This window comes from Streptomyces sp. NPDC102259, from assembly GCF_044766465.1.
Lineage (GTDB): Bacteria > Actinomycetota > Actinomycetes > Streptomycetales > Streptomycetaceae > Streptomyces.
The window spans coordinates 73,400-86,998 of sequence record NZ_JBIWMA010000002.1 but is presented as its reverse complement, the minus strand read 5'-3'; the positions used below and the strand labels follow the sequence as shown (position 1 = coordinate 86,998).

13 protein-coding genes and 1 pseudogene are annotated in these 13,599 nt (G+C 68.0%); 7 read left to right on the top strand and 7 right to left on the bottom strand.

The window, feature by feature from the left end; translation table 11 throughout:
• Positions 1-3: 3 nt before the first annotated feature.
• Positions 4-540 carry a hypothetical protein gene (locus ACIRPU_RS04945; RefSeq protein WP_403861811.1) on the bottom strand — a complete coding sequence of 179 codons (537 nt, stop codon included), beginning with the start codon at positions 538-540 and terminating at the stop codon, positions 4-6.
• A gap of 535 nt (positions 541-1,075) precedes the next feature.
• Between ACIRPU_RS04945 and ACIRPU_RS04940 the strand changes: the two genes are divergently transcribed.
• The 3 genes from ACIRPU_RS04940 to ACIRPU_RS04930 are packed head-to-tail and all read left to right on the top strand — an operon-like array spanning position 1,076 to position 4,386.
• Positions 1,076-1,924 carry an alpha/beta fold hydrolase gene (locus tag ACIRPU_RS04940; RefSeq protein ID WP_403861808.1) on the top strand — a complete coding sequence of 283 codons (849 nt, stop codon included), beginning with the start codon at positions 1,076-1,078 and terminating at the stop codon, positions 1,922-1,924.
• Complete coding sequence (locus ACIRPU_RS04935; RefSeq protein WP_403861805.1) at positions 1,917-2,774, top strand: SDR family NAD(P)-dependent oxidoreductase; 858 nt, start codon at positions 1,917-1,919, stop codon at positions 2,772-2,774. The genes ACIRPU_RS04940 and ACIRPU_RS04935 overlap by 8 nt, the downstream gene beginning before the upstream one ends.
• Positions 2,775-2,823: 49 nt before the next feature.
• Complete coding sequence (locus ACIRPU_RS04930) at positions 2,824-4,386, top strand: long-chain fatty acid--CoA ligase (protein WP_403861802.1); 1,563 nt, start codon at positions 2,824-2,826, stop codon at positions 4,384-4,386.
• Between the two features lie 446 nt (positions 4,387-4,832).
• On the opposite strand, the gene ACIRPU_RS04925 is transcribed toward ACIRPU_RS04930, so the two are convergent.
• The 4 genes from ACIRPU_RS04925 to ACIRPU_RS04910 form a co-directional block, all read right to left on the bottom strand.
• Positions 4,833-5,423: a TetR/AcrR family transcriptional regulator gene (locus ACIRPU_RS04925; protein WP_403861799.1), complete on the bottom strand. Its 591-nt coding sequence runs from the start codon at positions 5,421-5,423 to the stop codon at positions 4,833-4,835.
• 546 nt (positions 5,424-5,969) lie between these two features.
• Positions 5,970-6,887 carry an alpha/beta hydrolase gene (locus ACIRPU_RS04920; protein ID WP_403861796.1) on the bottom strand — a complete coding sequence of 306 codons (918 nt, stop codon included), beginning with the start codon at positions 6,885-6,887 and terminating at the stop codon, positions 5,970-5,972.
• A 63-nt stretch (positions 6,888-6,950) separates the two neighbouring features.
• Positions 6,951-8,012, bottom strand: a complete 1,062-nt coding sequence (locus tag ACIRPU_RS04915) for an alkene reductase (RefSeq protein WP_403861793.1) — start codon at positions 8,010-8,012, stop codon at positions 6,951-6,953.
• 259 nt (positions 8,013-8,271) lie between these two features.
• On the bottom strand, positions 8,272-9,063 hold the full coding sequence (locus ACIRPU_RS04910; RefSeq protein ID WP_403861790.1) for an SDR family NAD(P)-dependent oxidoreductase: 792 nt from the start codon (positions 9,061-9,063) through the stop codon (positions 8,272-8,274).
• Positions 9,064-9,588: 525 nt separating this feature from the next.
• On the opposite strand from ACIRPU_RS04910, the gene ACIRPU_RS04905 reads away from it, so the two are divergent.
• Together ACIRPU_RS04905 and ACIRPU_RS04900 are read left to right on the top strand one after the other, a co-directional pair.
• A complete protein-coding gene (locus ACIRPU_RS04905; RefSeq protein WP_403861787.1) occupies positions 9,589-10,155 on the top strand; it encodes a TetR/AcrR family transcriptional regulator in 567 nt (188 codons plus the stop codon).
• 154 nt (positions 10,156-10,309) lie between these two features.
• A pseudogene (locus tag ACIRPU_RS04900) lies at positions 10,310-10,499 on the top strand (helix-turn-helix domain-containing protein); the annotation flags it as partial.
• Positions 10,500-10,851: 352 nt separating this feature from the next.
• Here ACIRPU_RS04900 and ACIRPU_RS04895 read toward each other — a convergent pair.
• The gene (locus tag ACIRPU_RS04895; RefSeq protein ID WP_403861784.1) at positions 10,852-11,991 is read right to left on the bottom strand and encodes an ABC transporter substrate-binding protein; all 1,140 of its coding nucleotides are present in this window, start codon (positions 11,989-11,991) and stop codon (positions 10,852-10,854) included.
• Positions 11,992-12,082: 91 nt separating this feature from the next.
• On the opposite strand from ACIRPU_RS04895, the gene ACIRPU_RS04890 reads away from it, so the two are divergent.
• Together ACIRPU_RS04890 and ACIRPU_RS04885 are read left to right on the top strand one after the other, a co-directional pair.
• Entirely contained in the window at positions 12,083-12,541 is a 459-nt protein-coding gene (locus ACIRPU_RS04890) for a MarR family winged helix-turn-helix transcriptional regulator (protein ID WP_403861781.1), read from the top strand.
• Positions 12,542-12,743: 202 nt separating this feature from the next.
• Positions 12,744-12,899, top strand: a complete 156-nt coding sequence (locus ACIRPU_RS04885) for a hypothetical protein (protein ID WP_403861778.1) — start codon at positions 12,744-12,746, stop codon at positions 12,897-12,899.
• A 79-nt stretch (positions 12,900-12,978) separates the two neighbouring features.
• On the opposite strand, the gene ACIRPU_RS04880 is transcribed toward ACIRPU_RS04885, so the two are convergent.
• Entirely contained in the window at positions 12,979-13,497 is a 519-nt protein-coding gene (locus tag ACIRPU_RS04880) for a winged helix-turn-helix transcriptional regulator (RefSeq protein ID WP_403861775.1), read from the bottom strand.
• Positions 13,498-13,599 lie beyond the last annotated feature (102 nt).

The window sequence follows — 13,599 nt, the reverse complement described above, 5'->3', positions numbered from 1 at the left end:
CCATCAGCGGATCAGTAACGGGGGACGCTCTGGCAACGCGGGTTCCTGCTGGTGGTGCTTGCCATCGGTGTCGTGGGCGGCGTGATCGCGGCCCGGAGTCGACGACGAGGACGAGCGCCTGCGAACGATCGCGAGGGGAACCGTGCTCGACGGGATCGGCTCAGCCACCATTCCGAGGACTCGCTCGGCTGACCCCCGGAGTGCTTGAAGTGCACCGGGGCCGCCTCTGGTGGCGGAGCCAGCACCTTCCTGGAACGGTTCGAAGCCGATCCGCTCCCATACCCGGCTCAGCTTGGCGGCGGCTTCGCGATGCCGGCCTTCGGTCAACTCGCGGCCGTCGGCCGATCCGGGCTCGCACGCCACCGCGACACAGTCTTGCGAGAGGCGGCGGGTGGCGGCACCTGCCAGGACCGGGCCCAGGCCCAGGCCGCGCCACGGTGGTTCCAGGATGACCCGGTCCATGACGAGCAGGTCACCGACGGGGTGCGCGAGCGCGGCCTCGAAGGCCGGCTCGCATCGGCCGTCAGCGACGTCCGGCACAACCTCGCCGACACGGGAGACGAGCGGACGCCTTCCACACCTCCGGCGCGCTCTCGAACTCGTACGCCTGGACAGGGTGTTCGTGATGGTGAGCGAGGCTGATCAGCGACAGATCGACGGGCAGCTGGGCAATCTGGGGAGCCATGCGGGTCGCCGTGCCAGCGTAGTTCTGTCCGGCCGACACGTGCCGGGGAACAACGCGCTCTCCCTCCTTCGGCGAGGCCAGGATGCAGCACCCGCGGTTGAAGCACGACGCTGATCTCTTGTGCCCAGGCGTCTCGCCATGCCAGGTGGCCGGCCCGGAACCGTGAGCGCGATCGACTTCGGCCTGCAACTCGCGCTGGTGATCGCTGGGGTCCGTTACGACGACGTCATCAACGATCGCTCCTGAATCAAGCCGGTGGAGCCGGGCTCCGTGGGTGCAGAGCCCTTGTCGTCGCGCCATTCCGGCGTGTATATATTACAACCGTAAGAAGAACGACCGTAATATAACTGCACGGAGCCGCGGTCCTCGCGCCGTATCCGGGGAGGCCAGATGAAGACGACGAAGAGCATGAAGTGGATCGACGTGCCCACGCGCACGATCGATGTCGGCGGGGTGCCGTTCGCCTACCGCGAGCTCGGTCCGACCGGCGGTGTTCCGGTGGTGTTCCTGCACCACCTGATGGCTGTCCTTGACGACTGGGACCCGAGGATCATCGACGGCATCGCTGCTCGCCACCGGGTGATCACGTTCGACAACCGCGGGGTCGGCGGGTCCGGAGGATCCGTGCCGCCCGACGTCGAGGAGATGGGCCGCGACGCCGTCGCCTTCATCCGTTCGATGGGCCTCGAGAAGGTCGACCTCTTCGGGTTCTCGCTCGGCGGCGGAGTCGCACAGATGGTGGCCCTACAGGCACCCGAGCTCGTGCGCCGGATCATCCTCGCCGGGACCGGTCCCCGCGGAGGCGGCGGCATCAAGGAGATCAACAAGGTCGCGGTCGAGGCGTACGTCAAGTCCGCGCTCACCCTGAAGGACGCCAGGACATTCCTGTTCTTCCCGCGCGACGCCGAGGGCAAGCGGGCCGCGAAGGACTACCTCGCCCGGCTCAAGGAACGCACCCGGAATCGCGACGAGAAAATCTCGCTGCAGGCTCGACGCGCGCAGCTGAAGGCCATCCGCGCGGCCGGACTGCACACACCCGACGACCTCTCGGTGATCACCCAGCCGGTCTTCGTCGCCAACGGTGATCACGACCTCATGGTGGCCAGCAACAACTCGGCCGACATGGCCCGCCGGATCCCGAACGCCCGGCTGAAGATCTATCCGAACTCCGGGCACGGCGGCGTCTTCCAGTACCACCGGGAGTTCGTCCCCGAGGTTCTGGAGTTCCTCAATGGCTGAGAGATCCGACCGGTCGATCGCCGGAAAGGTCGCCCTCGTCACTGGCGGCGGCCGGGGCCTGGGCGCGGCGGCCGCGCGGTCCCTGATCGCCGCCGGTGCCCGGGTCTTCGTGGTCGATCTGCACCGTCCGGCCGCGGGCGAGGCGATCGACGATCGGATCACCTACCTGGTCGGTGATGTGACCGACCTCGGCGACATGACCCGAGCGGTCGAGACCGCCGTCAGGGACGCCGGCCGCCTGGACATCGTGATCGCGAACGCGGGTGTGGTTGCGCGGGGCGTGACCCTCCGGGCGTCATCGCCTGCGGTGGTCGACCGACTCTTCGACGTGAACGTCGGGGGTGTGCTCAACACGGTCCGTGCTGCCCTTCCGGGCCTCATCGAGAACCGTGGCCGGCTCGTCCTGGTCTCGTCGGTGTTCGCCTTCGTCAACGGGGCCGGCACGATCCCGTACGCGATGAGCAAGGCAGCGGTCGAGCAGCTCGGCCGTGGACTGAGGGTCGAGCTCGCCGCCCATGGCGTCAGCGTCACGACCGCGTACTTCGCGATGATCAACACGGACATGATCCGGCAGAGCATCGACGAGGATCCAGCAGCCCAGGCGCTGCTCGACACCCAACCGAGGTTCCTGCGCAAGCGCATCAGCCCCGAGCAAGCGGCGCACGCCATCGTCGAGGGCCTGTGCCGCCGCGATGTGCGGGTCTTCCGTCCGCGCAGATGGACAGTGGTCTCGAGGGTCCGCGGCATCGTCGCACCCGCCCTGGACTCCGGCTTGGCGCGGGATCGCACCGTCCAGAGCATCCTCGGACGCCTCGACGGACGTGAGGGCGAGGACTTTCTCACCACGTGATATCAGCAACAACGCGGTGCCCCGACTACGCACGGGCCAGGAGCCATTGATGACGAGTTCGACCCGGAACGTGTCCGGTCTACTGACCCGCACCGCGTCGGAATACCCGGCGCGCACGGCGATCGTCTTCGGTGGCGATCGGATCTCCTACGCGGAACTCGACGCGGCGTCGAACCGGGTGGCGAACCTGCTGACCGAGCGCGGCATCCGCCCTGGCGAGAAGGTTGCCCTGTCCTGCGCGAACATCCCGCAGTTCACGACGATCTACTTCGGGATCCTCAAGGCCGGCGCGGTCGTCGTGCCGTTGAACGTACTCCTCAAGGCGCGGGAGATCGCCTACCACCTCAACGACTCGGACGCGACGGCGTACTTCGCCTTCGAAGGCAGTCCAGAACTCCCGATCGGGCGCGAGGCATGGTCGGCCTTTCAGGCTGCCGACCGGGCCGCGCACTTCTTCCTCATCGGCAGCGGCGCGTCTGTGGACGGCGTCACTCCGGACCGGATCTTTGCCGCAGCCGTCGCCGGGCAGCCAGAGACGTTCGAGACGGTCGAGCGTGCCGACGACGACACCGCGGTCATCCTCTACACATCCGGTACCACCGGGCAGCCCAAGGGTGCGGAACTCAGACACCGGAACGTGTACGACATCGCCCGAGCCGGTGCCCAGCTCTTCGAGTCGGACCCCGCGACACCCGACGTCTACCTGTGCGTTCTTCCGCTCTTCCATGCCTTCGGCCAGATGGTCATCCAGAACGGCGCCCTCGGGTTCGGCGGCACACTCGTCGTGCAGGCAAGGTTCTCCGCCCGTGAGGCGCTGGAGCTCATGCTCGACCATGCCGTGACGTTCTTCGGCGGCGTACCGACCATGTACTGGAGCCTGCTCGAGGCACTCGACGACAGCGTCGACGTCGCCCGGCTGGCCGCCAACTTGCGCATCGCCGTGTCCGGTGGTTCCGCGCTTCCCGCGAAGATCCACCAAGAGTTCAAGAAACGCTTCGGTGTGACGATCCTCGAGGGCTATGGGCTCTCGGAGACGGTGGCCATCGCGTCATTCGCCACGTACGGCGAGGAGCCCCGAGTCGGATCGATCGGCCGGCCCATCGCCGGGGTCCAGATGAAGCTCATCAACGACGACTGGTCGGATGTGGAGGACGGCCCCGGCGCGGTAGGGGAGATCGCGATCAAGGGCTACAACATCATGAAGGGCTACTACAAGCGCCCCGAGGCCACCTCGGAGGCCATCGACCAAGGATGGTTCCGCACCGGAGATCTGGCTCGCAAGGACGCGGACGGCTTCTACTTCGTCGTCGACCGGTCCAAGGACATGATCATTCGCGGCGGGTTCAACGTCTACCCGCGCGAGCTCGAGGAGGTGCTCATGGAGCACCCCGCAGTCTCTCTGGTCGCCGTCATCGGAGTTCCGCACCCAAGTCACGGGGAAGAGATCAAGGCCGTCGTCGTCAAGAACGCCGGCGACAGGACGACCGAGGCCGAGCTGACAGCCTGGGGAAAAGAGCAGTTCGCCGGCTACAAATACCCGCGCATCGTCGAGTTCGTCGACGCCCTGCCCATGACCGCCACCGGGAAGATCCTCAAGCGCGAACTGTCCTAGTGGACTCGCTCCGACTCCAGCATCGCAGAAATCGAACGGAAAGCGATGAAAAAGGGAGCTGTCAACTACGATTTCTTGAGTTGCAGTGGTCGATGAGCCGCCTCGGCCGACCGGGGGCGGCAGACCGCTGACACCGGATCAGGGAACCTTCTGACCGTGCGGGGGCCGCCCGATACGACTGCCGATCATCACCGACGTACGCGTTCGAGCGCGTCGCCGCCGAGGCAGAACCGGGAGCCGCGCCGGAACGTCAGGTGCTCTACACACACCGCAGCGCCTCGGACCGCGACCGGGCCTCCCACAGCCACTTCTCATCTCTTCTGCGGGACGCGGCGACGACGGGGACCACGACATGCTCGCTCACGCCGCCACCTGGGTGAACCCGGTACGGCGGGTGTCCCAAGCCAAGGGACGGGAGCCACAGCGGGGGCTGGGGATGTGGTGCGTCAGACGCGCTGCCCGGCGTCCAGCAGGGCGAGGGCGTTGTCGATCCCCTGATCGAGAAGCTCATCGGCGAGTTGGCTGTCGGTCAAGGCGCGGGCAAGCTGGAGGGTCCCGGCCATCAGGCCGAGGAGGCTGAGCGCCTTCACATGTGCGGAGGACGGGGCCTCGGGCGCCATGCGGGCCGCAATGCCCTCGATGAGGACCAGCACGCCGTCGGTGTACGCCTGCCTGGTTGCGTCGGTGCAGCGCCCGAGTTCGTCGAGCAGAGCGGCGTTGGGGCAGCCCTCGCCGAGGCTGTCGCGGTGCCAGGGCGACAGGTACCCGCGCACAATCTGCTCGATTCCGGCACGGCCAGGCGCGGCCAGCGCGACGACGCTCTCGGCCTGCGCCGTCAACTGGTCGGCGATTGCCGTGGCGACGAGGTCGTCCTTGGATTCGAAGTGTGCGTAGAAGGCCCCGTTGGTCAGCCCCGCGTCCTTCATGAGCGTCGAGACCCCGGAGCCGTCGATACCGTCTTGCTTGAACCGGCGGCCCGCGGTCTCGATGATCCGCCGCCTCGTCTCCAGCTTGTGCTCCTTTGCGTACCGCACCACCGCACATGCTCCTTCGCCGGCCGGAAGGGCCGGTCGCCCTTTCTCCGACTCGCCAGTCTATGGTATTGCGGACGTAATCCAAAGAGTTGGCGGCAGCGCCGGTCGGCAGGAGGACGAGGGGCAAGCGTCGGGCTTTCATCAACGAGGGCAACCACGGACCCGACATCTGGACTCGCCACCCCAGCTGTGACCGACACTGCTCCTCAACCGGGCGGACACGGGCAACGCCACCCTCGCCAACACATCGAAGACGACCTCGCCGACGTCATCACCGCCGGCACCGTGGCCCTCGCCACCCCCGACCTCGTCGAGCGCGTACGCGCCAACGCCCCCTGCGAAGGCCGCGCCGAGTTCACCTGTCACTTCGTTCATGGTGAAGGGCTCGCCGCAGCCTTCGCACACGGTGCCGCTCAGGCCCACCCAGCGACCGCATGTCTTGTAAACGTGGTGGACGGCAATGCCTTCCCCGGGTTCCTTGCGCCAAATCTCGCCCCACGCCCGTACGACGAGCGGCACCGAGGCGAAGGCTTCACCCTTGAGGGTCGGTCAGATGTTCGCCTTCTCGCGGACCCACGCGCCTATCTGTGCGATGGCGGCGTCGGCCTCCGGAACGCGGCCGGCTCCGTAGACGTACGAGTGCTGGCCTCCGGGGACGACCACGGTGGTCGTGTCGATGCCGGCGTCCTTGACGCGGGCGGCGAACTCCTCGTCCTCGCCGGCCAGGACCTCGTACGTGCCCCAGGAGACGAGGGTCGGGGGCAGACCGCTCAGGTCCGCCCGGTTCAGGTTGATCCGGGTGTCCGTGAACTCGATGCCGGTGCCGCCGAACCAGGACTCCCGGAAGAAGGCCAGCAGTTCCTTGCTGAGTATCTTGTCTGTCCCGGCGTTGGTCTCCATGGCCTCGTTGGCGATCTCGAGGTCGCACCAGGGAGAGATCGACACGATGGCGCCGGGCAGGGGCAGCTTCTTGTCGCGGAGGCGAAGGGCCAGGGCGACGGCGATGAACCCGCCGATCGAGTGGCCGATCGTGATGATGTTTCCCGCCGCATACCCTTCGGAGAGCAGCCAGTTGAAGGCCGCCTCCGCGTCGTCCACCTGAGCCGGGTACTTGTGTTCCGGTGCCCGCCGGAAGTCCAGGACCAGGACGGGAGCCCCTGCGGCCTTGGCGATGTGGCCGGCGAGCTTCCGGTCGACGAACGCCGACGACAGGACGGAGCCCCCGGCGTGACCGTGCAGGAGGACGTAGTCGGTGTTGGCGTCGACCGGTTCGCACCAGATACCCAGCACGCCACCCGCGTCCACCTCCCGATAGGTGACGCCTTCCGGTTCCCGCGCCATGAGATGGGAGCTCTCCACCCGGGTGCGAATCGCGTCCAGTTCGGACTCGGGAATCACCATCGCGGCGAAGAAGTCCGCGAACGCGGTTGCTTCCGGGCTCAGTTCAACTGCAGCGTGATCAGACACGTGGCACCTCCGTGGGGCCATCTGGGCATACCGGCCCGCCAGGACCGGTATCTCCGTGATTTGTCAGGCAGCGAGGGTGGGGTAGTCGGTGTAGCCGGCCTCGTCGCCGCCGTAGAAGGTGGCGGGGTCGGGGGTGTTCAGTGGCGCGCCGGTTCGTACGCGCTCGACGAGGTCGGGGTTGGCGAGCGCCATGGTGCCGACGGTGACGATGTCGGCGACGCCGTCTTCGACGTCCTTGGCGCGGGTGGCGATGTCGGTGCCGGCGCGGTTGAGGAGCAGGGTGTTCGGCCACAGCTTGCGGAGGGTGTGCAGGGGTTCGTCGTCGCCGCCGTGGAGGATGTGCAGGTAGGCGAGGTCGAGCGGAGCGAGGGCGCGCACGAGGGCCGGGTACAGCTCGTGGGTGTCGCTCTCCGCGATGTCGTTGAACGGGTTGCCGGGGGAGATCCGGATGCCGGTGCGGCCGGCGCCGATCTCGTCGGCCACGGCGGTGGCGACCTCGACGGCGAAGCGGATGCGGTTGTCGAGGGAGCCGCCGTACTGGTCGCTGCGCTGGTTGGTGTTGGTGGCGAGGAACTGGTGGACGAGGTAGCCGTTGGCGGCGTGGATCTCGACACCGTCGGCGCCGGCCGCGATGGCGGCCGCGGCGGCGCGGCGGTAGTCGTCGACCGTGGCGGCGACCTCTTCGGTGGACAGTTCACGCGGGACCGGCATCTCCTGGAGCCCGGACGCGGTGAACATCTCGCCCGTCGGCCGGACCGGGGAGGGGGCGACCGGCTGCCGGTGGTGGGGGGTGTTGTCGGGGTGGGCGATGCGTCCGGCGTGCATGAGCTGGATGACGATGCGTCCGTCGGCCTTGTGCACGGCGTCGGTGACCTTGCGCCAGCCGGCGATGTGCTCGTCGGTGTAGATGCCGGGCGTCACCGGGTAGCCCTGGCCGTCGGCGGACGGCTGGGTGCCCTCGGTGATGATGAGGGCGTGTGAGGCGCGCTGGGCGTAGTACTCGGCGTTCAGGTCGGTCGGCACACCCTCCGGGGTGGACCGGTTCCGCGTCAGAGGGGCCATCGCCAGGCGGTGCGGCAGGGAGATCTCCCCGGCGGCGATCGGGTTCCACAGGGCGTTCAACATGGATGTCTCCTCAGATGAAAGGGTGAGAACTGCGGGTGTTGGGCTGCCGCGAGTAGCGCCTACGCGGCAACCGGCCGGATGGGCCCGGTGACCTTCCACCGTGGAAGGCAGACCGCGTGGAGGGGCCGTCAGCGCACGGACGGGGTTGCCGCACACATGACCGCGACCATTGCGGTGTTGAGCCCCGGCTGTTCGTACAGGGCGAGGACGCCGAGCGCGTCGTCACAGAGGGACTCACGGACCGGAGTCGGAGCGGCGGTCAGCCGCGGTAGCGATCGGCCGGGACCCGCTGCGAAAGGTTCGGGACGAGCGCCTGCCGGGCCTTCTCGTACGACTCCCAGTCGCTGATCCGGGGCAGTGACGGGATGGTGACGGGCTCACCGGCGTCGAGGCCGGCGAGCGCCGCGTCGACGGCGTCGTCCACACTCATGATCCACTCGTCGGGAAACGCCTCAAGGTCGGCGCCGGAGCCGTCCCAGAACTCCGAACGGACAGCGCCCGGCAGCACGGCCTGCACCGTCACGGGGCTCTCCGCGAGTTCCTGCTGCAGGGCCTGAGTGAACGTCAGCACGTAGCTCTTGGTGCCGCTGTAGACGGCGCTGACGGGCAGGATGTTGAGAGCCAGGGCAGAGGAGACGTTCACCACGGTGCCGTGCCCGCGGGCCGTCAGGCCCGGCAGGACCGCGGTGGTCAGCCTGGTCAGCGAGGTCACATTGAGGTTGATCAGCGCCTCGGAGGCCGCGGCGTCGGAGGTCGCCAGCGGCGTGAACAGCCCCCCGCCGGCGTTGTTGATGAGTACCTCGATGCTCTCGTCGGTCCGCAGGCGTTCCTCGACCACCGAGATCTGTGCCGCATCGGTGAGGTCGGCGGTGACGATGTCCACCGCGCGGCCCGTGCGGCTGCGGATGTCCGACGCCAGCGTTTCCAGCCGCGCGGTGTTCCGCGCCACCAGGATCAGGTCGTAGCCCCGGTCGGCAAGCCGCTGCGCGTAGGCGGCACCCAGGCCGGCGGACGCGCCGGTGACGACGGCCGTCTTGTTCTGCGTGGTCATGGGAGGGATCTCATTTCTGATGGCGGATGAGTAGGGGGCCAACGCCTCGAACCGACTTTAGATTACGATAGGTATCTAAAGTCGTCCAGTCAACGGCCTCCCGATGCAGTCCCCCACGCCCGCGGCCGGAGACTGCTCGACGTACGTGCAGGCGCCAGGGCCGGCCGCCGATCAGGTTCGGATGGACGACCTGTCTGCCGCATGGTCACCCTGGACGCGTTTCACGCACTGTCGCCGACGCGGGCACGGTGAACGCCTCTCCTGCGGAGACCCGCACCCCGCACACACTCCCGGTGCAACGCGAGCCACCTTCAGCCGGCGTCACTCCCCCGGCCGCTCGACGAAGGCATCGCACGTCGGAAGCCGCTTCCGGTCCGGGAGCGGGTCCGCGAGCTCCTCGCCTTGCGGCGGCGAGAAAGAGCCGTACGGAAAGAGTCCACGCACGGAAAGTCGAGGCGACGGCCGACCGACCGGCACTTCACGTATGATAGATGTACTTCAGTATCTAACGTGGGCAGGTGAGCGATGAGTCGCGTTTCGCAAGCACAAGCGCTCGAGAACCGCAGGCGCGCGGTCGCCGCGGCTTCCCAGCTCTTCCGGGAGCGCGGCGTGAACGGCATCAGCGTCGCCGATCTGATGAAGTCCATCGGGCTGACCACGGGCGGCTTCTACAAGCAGTTCGCCTCCAAGGAGGCGCTGATCGCCGAGGCGGCTCAAGCCGCGTTCGGAGACCTCGGCCAACTCCTGGCCTCGTTCGACACGGACCACGGCGATCACGACACCGCGCGCCGCGCCCTCGTCGACTTCTACCTGTCGGCCGAGCACCGTGACCAGCCCGGCACCGGTTGTCCCACTGCGGGACTCGCAGGGGACATGGCCCGCGAGCCCACAGCCGGGGAGGTACGCGAAACGTTCGCGGCCGGAGTCGAGGAATTCGCCGCGTGGATGTCCACCGACGCCACCGACGGCCTTCCCGTCGTGGCCACTCTGGTCGGCGCGATCCTGCTCGCCCGGGCCACGGCGGGCACAGAACTGTCGGAACAGATCCTGGAGTCGACCCACAAAGCCCTGACCGAACCACACGGGCCGTGACCCAAGGCCGGGTAGTCAAAGGACTTGCAGGCTTGCAGATCAATGACGGCTCGTGCAGCAGGCACACGGCAACACCGAAGCGTGCCGGATCGTCGGCGTAGATCGCCGGACGGGCAACAAGTGGCGTAACGGCCGCTTCGGATACCGGAACCGGATGCCGGTACCACCGATCCGTGCGGTGGTACCGGCATCCGGCCCGTCCTGGTATCTGCGTGCGGACGAGCGGATCCACATCGCCGACCGGCTGCGGGAGAAGGCCACCGTCCCGGGCGATCGCCGCGGAACTGGGCCGCAGTCCCTCCACGATCAGCCGGGAGATCCGCCGCAACCGCACCGGCGGCACGTGCCCCCCCCCCACGTCCAGGGCAGAGGCCAGCTGCGGCGCGAGCTCGCTTCTGTGCGCCCACTTAAGTCGCACCGCAGGTGCATCGTGATCCGCCAACTCACAACCGGGTCAGGATCCGGGTCCGGAGAAGCGCCGCCGCCGCGGCTGGGACCGGGCGAAGCCGGCTCTCTCCGCCAACGGGCTGTCCATGTCGGGCGACTGCACCAAGGCCCTCCGGGGCGGCACCGCGGCGCCGCGTCCGCACGCCGAGCACCTCCGACGGCCGGACCCCGCGACCCCGCCGCCTACCGAATCCTGGAGCCCGCGCACCAACCTGGGCCGGTTTGGTGCGCGGGCGTGGGGGCGTGGTTTCAGAATCGGCCGGGGGTGCGGCCGAGGGTGTTCTGGGGATCGGCGGGGTTGGGGCCTTGCACTGCTCCGACGTACAGCTCGACCTGGGACTTGAACCGGTCGACGGCGGCGCGGTCGCTCATGAACTTCGGAAAGTCGAGGGGGTCGGTGGTGCGGTAGTCGGCGAGGGGCTTCAGTCCCGCGGGCGGGGCGACATCGGCGCGTACCGACCAGGTGAAGCTCGCGATGACGTCATGCTGAGCCTGTCGGGAGAGGAGCCAGCTCAGGATCAGTTTGGCGGTGGCCTGGTGCGGGGACCGCCGGAAGATGGCGGCGCGCTGCGCCCAGGACGGGAACCGGTCGTGGGCGGGCAGCACCTGAACGCTGTTCGGGCCCGCGCCCCCGGCCCCGGCCGGGCTGGCAAGGTACGTGCCGCTGACCACGCCGCCGATTGATCCCCCCAGGCCGCGGACGTATGTGGGCCGCTGCGCGGCGAACTTCTCCAGCCAGCCCCAGCCGTACTGGTCGATGAAGAGCTTGTACTGGAAGAGCACCGCGTCGTCGTCGTTGGGCCAGGTGGAGATGATCTTGTCGGTGAAGACGGGGCTGAGCAGGTCGGTGGCACGGAAGTCGTTCCGGTCGGCCGGCGCCTGATGGATGCCGACGATCGGGGCGAACGCCCCGTAGTAGGCGCTCGCCCAGTAGCCGTCGGGGTCCTTGGCGTTGTCGAACACGTTGTCCCAGCCGACAGGGCGGCACCGCAGGAGTTCGCCCATGGCCTTCCAGCGGTCGAAGTCCTGTGTGGTCTGCAGGATGGCGATGTCGGCGACCAGGTTTCCGGTGGCGAGCTGATTGTCGATGCGCGCGTCGTGGTACTTGCTCAGGTCGGTGATCGTGTTGATCTGGATGCCGGGGAACTGCGCGAGGAAGGCCTGCGGGATGAAGTCGAAGAATCCGGGCGCGTCGCCGCCCATGTAGAGGGTCGCCCTTCCGCCCTCGTCCCTGGCCGCGCGGTACAGGGCCTGCAGCTGTTCCTGTTCGCCGGCCATCGTTCGGCCGGCGGGCGCGGCGGAGGCCGCGTTCGATGTCATGGCCTGAAGACCGGCCGCGGCCGTGCCGAGCGCCCCGGCCCGGAGGAGCGTCCTTCTGGTGAATCCCATCGTGGGTACCTCTCACTACGCCATCGACTTCAAATTTGAAGTCGATGGCCAAGGTACTCTCCACTTAAAATTTGAACAAGGAGGAGGCGACGTGGGTCACACGCGATGGTTGACCGGCGATGAGATGCGGGCCTGGATGGCGTTCTTCAGCGCCGCCGCGCTGCTGAACCGGCGCCTTGACCAGCAGCTGAAGGACGACGCCGACCTGACGCACGTGCAGTACGAAATCCTGTCCAGGCTCTCCGGAGCCGCGAGCCACGAGCTGCGCATGACGGAACTCGCCGAGTCGGTGTACGCCTCCCAGAGCGGTGTGACGTACCAGATCAGCCAACTGGAGAAGGCGGGGCTGGTGCGGCGTCGGATCTGTCCGAGCGGCCCCCGTGCCGTGTATGCCGTCCTTACCGACGCCGGCTTGGCCACGCTCGAGCAGGCGGCCCCGAGCCACGTGACCGCGGTCCGCGAGCTGCTCATCGACGTCCTGACCCCCGAGCAGCTCACCGCCTTGGCCGACGGTCTGGGCAGGGCTCGCGACCGCATGCTCGGGCGGTGAGCCGGTACTCGGCACAGCATCTGGATGTGGAGGTCAGGCAGACGCGATACTTTCGTCGCCGTCGCCGAGAAGCCGCGCTTCGGCCGGGCGGCGGCTCCCCGGGTACAGGTACGCCCCCGGACGTCGGCCGGGGGCGTACCCGTGTGAGCGCCGGCACCCATCGGCCTGCAGATCTTCATACGGGGTCTACCTGATCCTGGACATGCAGGAGGAGAAGGCGGCCGTGCTGTGGGCCCCGTCCGCCGAGGGCTACACGTCCCGTCTCACCGAACCGCTCGGCGAGAAGATCGAGATCCCCGCACCGTTCGGCTGCTCGACACCGCTTGGTTTCCAGGCACCCGAGGCCCCCGAGGCGTGACACGCAGGCGTGTGCCGTCGGCAGACGGGATCCCGCATGGCTGACGACTCCGCGGCCGTAGTGACCCCGAGGGGGTAGGTCAGGTCGGGCGGGCCTCGGCGTCCCGTCCGGCGGCTGCGCTCCTGCCCTCGCGTTCCCGTGCGAAGGCCGCGCTGAGTTCACCCGTCACTTCGTTCATGGTGAAGGGCTCGCCGCACCCTTCACACACGGTGCCGCTCAGACCCACCTCGCGACCGCATGTCTTGTGAATGTGGTGGACGGCGACCCCTTCCCCGGGCTCCTTGCACCATGCCTCGCCCCATGCCCGCAGGGCGAACAGCACCGGGGCGAGGGCTTCGCCCTTGTCGGTGAGGTGGTACTCGTAGCGGCGGGGCCTCTCGCTGTACGCACGGCGTTCGAGCATGCCGTCGACCTCCAGCCGCTTGAGGCGGTTGGTCAGCATCTGCGGCGAAGCCAGGGTCTGGACCTGCAATGTGTCGAAGCGGCGGTTGCCCATCGTCAGCTCCCGCATGATCACGAGCGTCCAGCGGTCCCCGATCACCGCGCTCGACCGCGCGACGGGGCACTGCGTGCTCGTGATCTCTGACCAGCCACCCATGCCGACGTCCTCCTCGTGAACTCGTTCCGTCCCCATCATCGCAGAGATCGACGAGTTCCTATGGAAAATAGAGTTGGTAGCTATGTTTTTTTGAGTTACTCT